This window comes from Haladaptatus sp. (genome assembly GCF_049589095.1).
Classification (GTDB): Archaea; Halobacteriota; Halobacteria; order Halobacteriales; family Haladaptataceae; genus Haladaptatus.
Genome location: NZ_JBAWAC010000057.1, coordinates 1 through 6612, shown reverse-complemented (window position 1 = coordinate 6612; position 6612 = coordinate 1). Strand labels below are relative to the sequence as shown.

5 protein-coding genes and 1 pseudogene are annotated in these 6612 nt (G+C 63.5%); 3 read left to right on the top strand and 3 right to left on the bottom strand.

The annotated features are described in order from the left end of the window. Positions 1–433 (bottom strand): annotated as a pseudogene (locus WBV42_RS02005) (ATP-binding protein); the annotation flags it as partial. A gap of 110 nt (positions 434–543) precedes the next feature. Then, positions 544–2352 (bottom strand): flippase activity-associated protein Agl23, encoded by a 1809-nt coding sequence (locus tag WBV42_RS02000; protein ID WP_423984548.1) that lies wholly within the window; start codon positions 2350–2352, stop codon positions 544–546. Between the two features lie 142 nt (positions 2353–2494). On the opposite strand from WBV42_RS02000, the gene WBV42_RS01995 reads away from it, so the two are divergent. The 3 genes from WBV42_RS01995 (at position 2495) to WBV42_RS01985 (ending at position 6087) form a co-directional block, all read left to right on the top strand. Beyond that, positions 2495–3643, top strand: a complete 1149-nt coding sequence (locus WBV42_RS01995) for a thiolase family protein (RefSeq protein ID WP_423984547.1) — start codon at positions 2495–2497, stop codon at positions 3641–3643. Between the two features lie 82 nt (positions 3644–3725). Then, positions 3726–5351 (top strand): ArnT family glycosyltransferase, encoded by a 1626-nt coding sequence (locus WBV42_RS01990; RefSeq protein WP_423984546.1) that lies wholly within the window; start codon positions 3726–3728, stop codon positions 5349–5351. Between the two features lie 211 nt (positions 5352–5562). Next, positions 5563–6087, top strand: coding sequence for a DUF7344 domain-containing protein (locus WBV42_RS01985; RefSeq protein ID WP_423984545.1), 525 nt, complete (start codon positions 5563–5565; stop codon positions 6085–6087). Here the strand turns inward: WBV42_RS01985 and WBV42_RS01980 are convergent. Then, on the bottom strand, positions 6084–6612 hold a 529-nt coding region (locus WBV42_RS01980; protein ID WP_423984544.1), incomplete at its 5' end, for a potassium channel family protein. The two genes, WBV42_RS01985 and WBV42_RS01980, sit on opposite strands and share 4 nt — an antisense overlap.

Genomic DNA, 6612 nt, shown 5'->3' with positions numbered 1-6612 from the left:
CTTCGAGGAGGCTGTCTATCCACGCCCGGTCGGACTGCACGGGACGGTTCGCCTCGCGCACCTCGTCGTAGGTAACGTCCACGCCATCCCGGTCTTCGAGAGCGTAGGCGAGCGCCGGATTGCGCTCGACTCGCTCCTCGTCGCGGTCAACGAGCCACTCTTCGGCCATCTCCTGTTGAGTGAGTTCGAGCCCGCCCGAGAAGGTATCCCGGTCGGTAAACATCAGTTCGGAAATCGCTTCCCACGGTTGATCGAGACCGGTCGCTTCGCGCGCCGTCTCGATGGTCGTCCGAAGCGGCCGCTCTATCGTTCCATCGTGCCAGAACACCTGCCGAATCGCCGGTGGCAGGTCGTTTTCGTCCAGATCTCTATTCTCGCTGTAGATCCGCGCAGTGAGCAAGAATTCGATTACGTCCAGCGCCCCACTGTTCATTCTCCCGTGGGTAATCACGGCAGAATCTTAAGGGCGTCGGAGACGTCCCGCTCGCCACGCGTTTCGTGAGCCGAAAGTAAAGGGTCGACTTACGCACTCGCGCGGTGGCGTTACGACGACAGGGAGCTGTTCTGCACGTAGATGACCGTCGTGCTGATGTGGCAACCACTGTTGTAACTGAACCGCTGGAACTCGTAGCGCGTGTAGCCGGACATGTAGCTCTCGATGTCCTCCGCGGTGCTGTCCTCGCTGGAACAGGTCGAGACGTTGGCCGGTGCGATGACGATGGGCGGTTTGTCCCCTCGCAAGTTGCTGGCGTTCTGCGTGCTGGCCATCTGCGCGTCGGCGGATTCGAGGTACCAGTTGAGCGGGAGACGGGCGAACCACCCTTCGCCGCCTTCACCGCTCTCGACGGGATACACGTCGTCCGCGGCCTCGTTCGACGAGTAGAACTTGTTCCCGTAGAACAGCACGTCCGTTCCCTCGTTTTCGCGTGAGATGCGTTCGAGGGTGTGAAGGAGTGGCTTCGAGTGCGTCGAGGAGGACTGTGCGTACTGGACGAACTGATTATCGGGGTCCTGTGGATGCTGGTAGGTCGTGCTGTAAGCCGTCGTTCCGGCGGAAGCGACGACGAGCAACAGCAGGACGGCGGCGGCCGCGAGGCTCACGTCGTCGTGGTCCTCGTACGCCTCCCATCCCCACCGGAAGACCAGCGCGAGGCCGACGGCCGCCGGGAACGCGAGCGGGATGATGGCGTGAATGGCTGCCCATCCGGCTTTGATGTCCATCACGAGCGGGTAGCCGAGAATGCTGGCGACGCCCCAGTAGAAGCCAAACGCGACGACGTCACGGGGGCGGTCACCCGAATAGCGGTCGAGGACGAACCCCACGACAGCGAGAATACAGAGCGCCAACGCGCCGACTTTCAGCGTCGTGAGGAGGTGTTCGAGGTAGGGGAGATAGGCGTGGTCGGCGTGTCCCTGCCACCCGATGAAGTTGTTTCCGACCGTCACCGTCGCGGCGACGAGCACCTTCGGAATCATCTCCGGGTGCGAGAAAGACTTCCAGAGGCCGGGACCGGGTTGGCTCTGTGAACGCGGCGCGTAGAAGTAGATGAAGATGATCAGAAACTCGATGATAGCGGCGAGGCCGACCCCGAGCGCCTTGAGAACCGAATTCATGACCGACCGGTCCCTTTCCATCAGTCGAACCGCGCCGATTCGATAGCGTCGCGGAACGGCCGCTCCGATTCCCTCGTTGCCGACGCGCTTGAGCATGAGTCGGTGGTCGTACAGCAGGACGCCCGCGCCGACCCAACAGGCCACATACAGCAGGGCGTTTTCCTTCATCGTGAAGCCGAGTGCGAAGCAGGCCACGGCCGCGAAGAAGTACGACAGGCGGCGGGTGTCGAAGTAGCGGACGAGGAATCCGAGCGCGAACACCATCGCAACCCCGAGGATCACGTCGTTTCGCATGAACCGCGAGTAGTAGAGCAGAACGGGGTTCGCAGCGAAGAGGAAGGCGAGTGCGACCGTTTCGGAGGGCTTGAGTCGCTCCCGGAAGAGGAGCGCGGCGAGCGGGAGCAGTCCACCCAAGAGAGCGACGATGAACCGCATGGTGAAGTCGTTCGCGCCGAACAGCGAGAACACGATGGAGTTCACCTGCATCAGGAACGGGCCGTGGATGATGTGTCGATAGTACCAGACGCCGTTCTGCGAGTACGTGTAAATCCAGTATGCAACCCTCGCTTCGTCCTGATGGGCGACACGCGCGCCGAGGCTTACGAGGCGGAGGGCGAGTCCGACGACGGTGATGAGGACGACGAGCGGAACCGGCTCGGTCAATCGGTGGAGGAGGCTCGATTCGTCGCTCGACGTGAGCGGGCGAGTACGTTTCTGGGCGGTGTCGGAACCTTGCATCGTCGGAAGTTACCGACGATATGGTATGGGTCCGGACAAATAGTTTCTGAAGCCCCATCGGTTGTCAATAAACTTTTAAACCGTTCTTCATTTACTTCGCGTTCTACCCCCACTTAAGGACGTAGAGCGAGAATCGTCAACCATGGATAGCGATACCACACCAGTCATCGTGAAGGCGATTCGAACGCCACAGGGCAAGGAAGGTGGCGTCTTCGCCGACGTTCGAAGCGAAGACCTCTCGACCCCGCTCGTCAACGCAATCCTCTCCGAGACGGGGTTGACCGGAGACGACATCGACGACCTCATGTGGGGCGTCGCCCAGCAACGCGGCGAACAGGACAACAACGTCGCCCGCGTCATCGCGCTCCTCTCGGACCTCGGCGAGGGCGTCCCGGCGACGAGCATCAACCGATGGTGTGCGTCCTCCATGCAGGCGCTCATCAGCGCGAGCGACGCGATTCGGGCGGGCCAGCGCCAAGCCATCATCGCCGGTGGCGTCGAGAACATGTCCCGCGTGCCCATGAGCGGCGGGTACGAGGGGCGGGGCATCCACCCGGAGATGGCCGAGAAGTACAACCTTCCCACGCTTCAGATGGGAATGACCGGCGAGAAGGTCGCCGAGGTGTACGAGGTGTCCCGCGAGGAACAGGACGAGTACGCGCTCCGAAGCCAGCAGCGCGCCGCCGAAGCGACCGACTCCGGCCGCTTCGACGACGAAATCGTCCCCATCGAAACAGAGGACGGACTGGTCGAGGAGGACGAAGGGATCCGACGCGGCACCAGCATGGAAGCCCTGCAGGGCCTCCCGAGCGTGTTCAAGGCCGACGGCACCGTGACGCCGGGCAACGCCTCCCAGATCTCCGACGGGGCGTCCGCCCTTCTCGTCACCAGCAAGGCGTTCGCGGACGAACACGATCTCGAAATCATGGCTACCGTCGGCGACAACAACGTCGCGGGCGTGGACCCGACCGTGATGGGAATCGGCCCCGTCCCGGCCACGAAGGGCCTGCTCGAACGGACGGGCGAGAGCATCGACGAGTTCGACCTCGTGGAACTGAACGAGGCCTTCGCCAGTCAGACGCTCTACAGCCAACGCGAACTCGGCGTCCCGGACGACAAGTTCAACGTCAACGGCGGCGCAATCGCCATCGGCCACCCGCTCGGTGCCTCCGGCGCGCGCCTCCCCGTGACGCTCGTCCACGAGATGGAGAAACGCGACGCGAAGAAGGGACTCGCCACGCTCTGTGTCGGTTTCGGACAGGGTGCGGCGATTACGCTGAAGCGTGAGTAAACTCATCGCACACTGAATTTTTCACTCTTCTTTCACTGGATTCCGGGACAGAATAATTACGGAGCAGGTCGAGTTGCGGAATGTGTCTCGAAGCCGCCCCTCCACGGCCACGCTCGTGTGGCTAGTCCCGCCCCTCCTCGCCAGTGTCATCGTTTTCGCGGCGTACCTGCTGACCCATCCGTACCCCGCCGAGGGCGGCGGCCTGTATCTCGCGATGGCCGACGCGATTCGCGCTCACGGCTACCGCCTCCCGGCACGGGTCCCGCACTACACGCCGAACGGAATTCCGTTCGGCTACCCGCCGCTGGCCTTCTACCTAGTCGCATTCATCCGCGACGGGTTCGGCGTCGGTCCGCTGACGTTGACCCGCTATCTTCCCGGTCTCGTCACCGTCTTGACCGTCGTTCCGGTCTACTTCCTCGGCCGCGAGGTGTTCGCCGGAACCCCGGATCGAAATCGGCGCGCGGGTCTCGCGGCGCTCGTCGTCGCCGTCAGCCCCGCCGTGTTCAAATGGCACCTCTCGGCGGGCGGCATCGTCCGCGCCCCGGCGTTCCTGTTCACCGTGACGGGGCTGTACGTCGGGATTCGCCTGTTCCGGGAGAAACGACTCCGTTGGGCGGGCGCGGGAGCGGTCCTGTTCGGCCTGACCTGTCTCACGCACCCCTCCTATCCCGTGTTCTTCGCCACGAGCTATCTCGTCTTCTTCCTCGTCTTCGACCGCTCGCTCGCCGGACTCGCTCGCGGCGCGCTCGTTGCGGCCGGTGGCCTGCTCCTCGCGTTGCCGTGGTGGTGGGGAGTCATCTCCGTCCACGGCGTCGGCCTCTTCACCCGAACCGCTGGCTCGCGCCTCGGCATCGGACAGGGGTTGTTCTGGTTCCCGTCGAAGTTCCTCTACGGCCGCCGCACGCGATTTCTGCCCGTCTGGCACGTCCTCACGCTCGTTGGCGTCGTCGCGCTCACGCTACGGAAGCGCTACTTCCTCCCGTTCTGGTTCGCCGCGACGGTGGTGATGTTCCCGAAGCCGCGGTTTCTCATGCTCGTCGGCGCGTTCGTCGTTTCCGGGATTGTTTTCGACTGGCTATCGACCGTCGCGGCGTCGCAGTCGGAAACCGACCGCGGCCGTGTCTCGGCCGATGGCGGGCGATTGGCGCGCGTTTCGCTCGTGCTCCTCCTGTTGCTCTCTGCCTACGGCGTGGCGACGGGCGGGCTGTACGCCAGCAACTACGGGCCCATTCCGGCGCGTCCACTGGATCGATTGCAGCAGGATCCCATGCCGTCGTACATCGACGGCGACGACATGACGGCGATGCGGTGGATGCGGGAACGGACGCCCGCCGACGCGACGGTGCTCGTCGCCGGGGACGCGGCCGAGTGGTTCCCGGTGTTCGCGGAGCGAACCGTCGTCGCCTCGCCGTGGGGGGCCGAGTGGCTCCCGCCCGACCGGCGCGAACGCCAGATCGCCCTCTACCGTGAAAGTTCGACCTGTGCGTCAGCGAGATGTCTCCGGAAACTGCTCGCCCGGGACGACGTATCGCCAGATTACGTCTACCTCACGCGGGAGGGTTCACGGAGTTGGATCGCCCGTGAGACGCTGACGACGGCACAGTGGCGGGGAATGTTGGGGAGGCTAAACGGATCGACCGGAACGAGCGTCGTCTTTCGAAATCGGGACGTCGCGGTCGTGAAGGTCGAATCGTCTCGGGGATAGCGCCCTCGGCGGTGACGGTGACGACTTCGGGTTCCGTTTTCCCGTCGCCCGACCACTCACGCTCTGTGCCGTCCGCCTTGTGACCGATGTCGAATTCGGACCGGGCTTGTTTCTCCGACGAGGAGTTGTAATCAGACGAATATCTTTTTGCGCTCAGCTACCCAAGGTGTATCGTGCACAGGGCAGGGCGGGGGACTGGCAACGTTCGACGATGAGTATCGAGCCATCGGCGGGATCGGAGCCGATTTCGCGCGACACCGCGTTCGAAATCCTCACGAACCCACGGCGTCGGTATGCCCTCTCTTACCTCCGGTCGAAATCGGAACAGGTCTCCATCGGCGAACTCGCCGAGGCGGTCGCCGCGTGGGAACAGGATACCAGCGTCGAACTCGTCTCCTCGAAGGAACGAAAATCCGTTTACACGTCGTTGTACCAGACACACCTGCCGAAGATGGCCGATGCGGGCATCATCGTCTACGACAGACAGCGCGGGCAGGTACAACTCAGCGACACCGCGACCGAACTCGACAAGTTCGTCCACCCGCCGTCGAGGAACCGAAACTGGAGTCGATACTACCTCGCACTCGCCGTTCTCGGGGGATTCACCATCCTCTGCAATTTCTTCGGAATGTATCCGTTCACCCTCGTGAACGTCCTCGTCTACGTCGGCTTGCTTCTCGGCGCGTTCACCGTCCTCTCGGCCGTCAACCTCGAATTCGCTCGACGACGGAGTTAGGACTGACACATGGAGATGGTCTCCCTGACGGACTCCTTCCGCCCGAGGAACGTGACGTGGTCCCCTTTCTGGAGCGTGAACCCCTTGTTCGGGACCTGCGTTTCGCCGTCCCGTCCGACGAGCGCGATGAGGACCCCGTTCGGCAGTTCGGCGTCCAACTCGTCGATGGTTCTGCCGACCAGACTTTCGGCGGTGATTTCGATCTCCTGCACGTCGCCGCTCCGTCCGAGTTCCGTCATCCAGTTCGAGAGCGCCGGGCGTTCGATGACGTTGTCGATGGCCCACGCGGTGGCGAGCGACGAGGAAATCGTCCGGACCCCGAGGTCCTCGAAGGCATCCACGTTGTCCGGGTTGTTCGCCCGGGCGATGATGGTCTCCACGTCGAACTTCGACTCGGCGAGTTGCGCGACGAGGAGGTTCGCGTCGTCGTCACCGGTCGCGGCGACGACGATTTTCGCGTTGTCCGCCCCGGCGGCCCTGAGGACGTCCGTGTCGGTACCGTCGCCTTCGTGGACGGTGTATCCC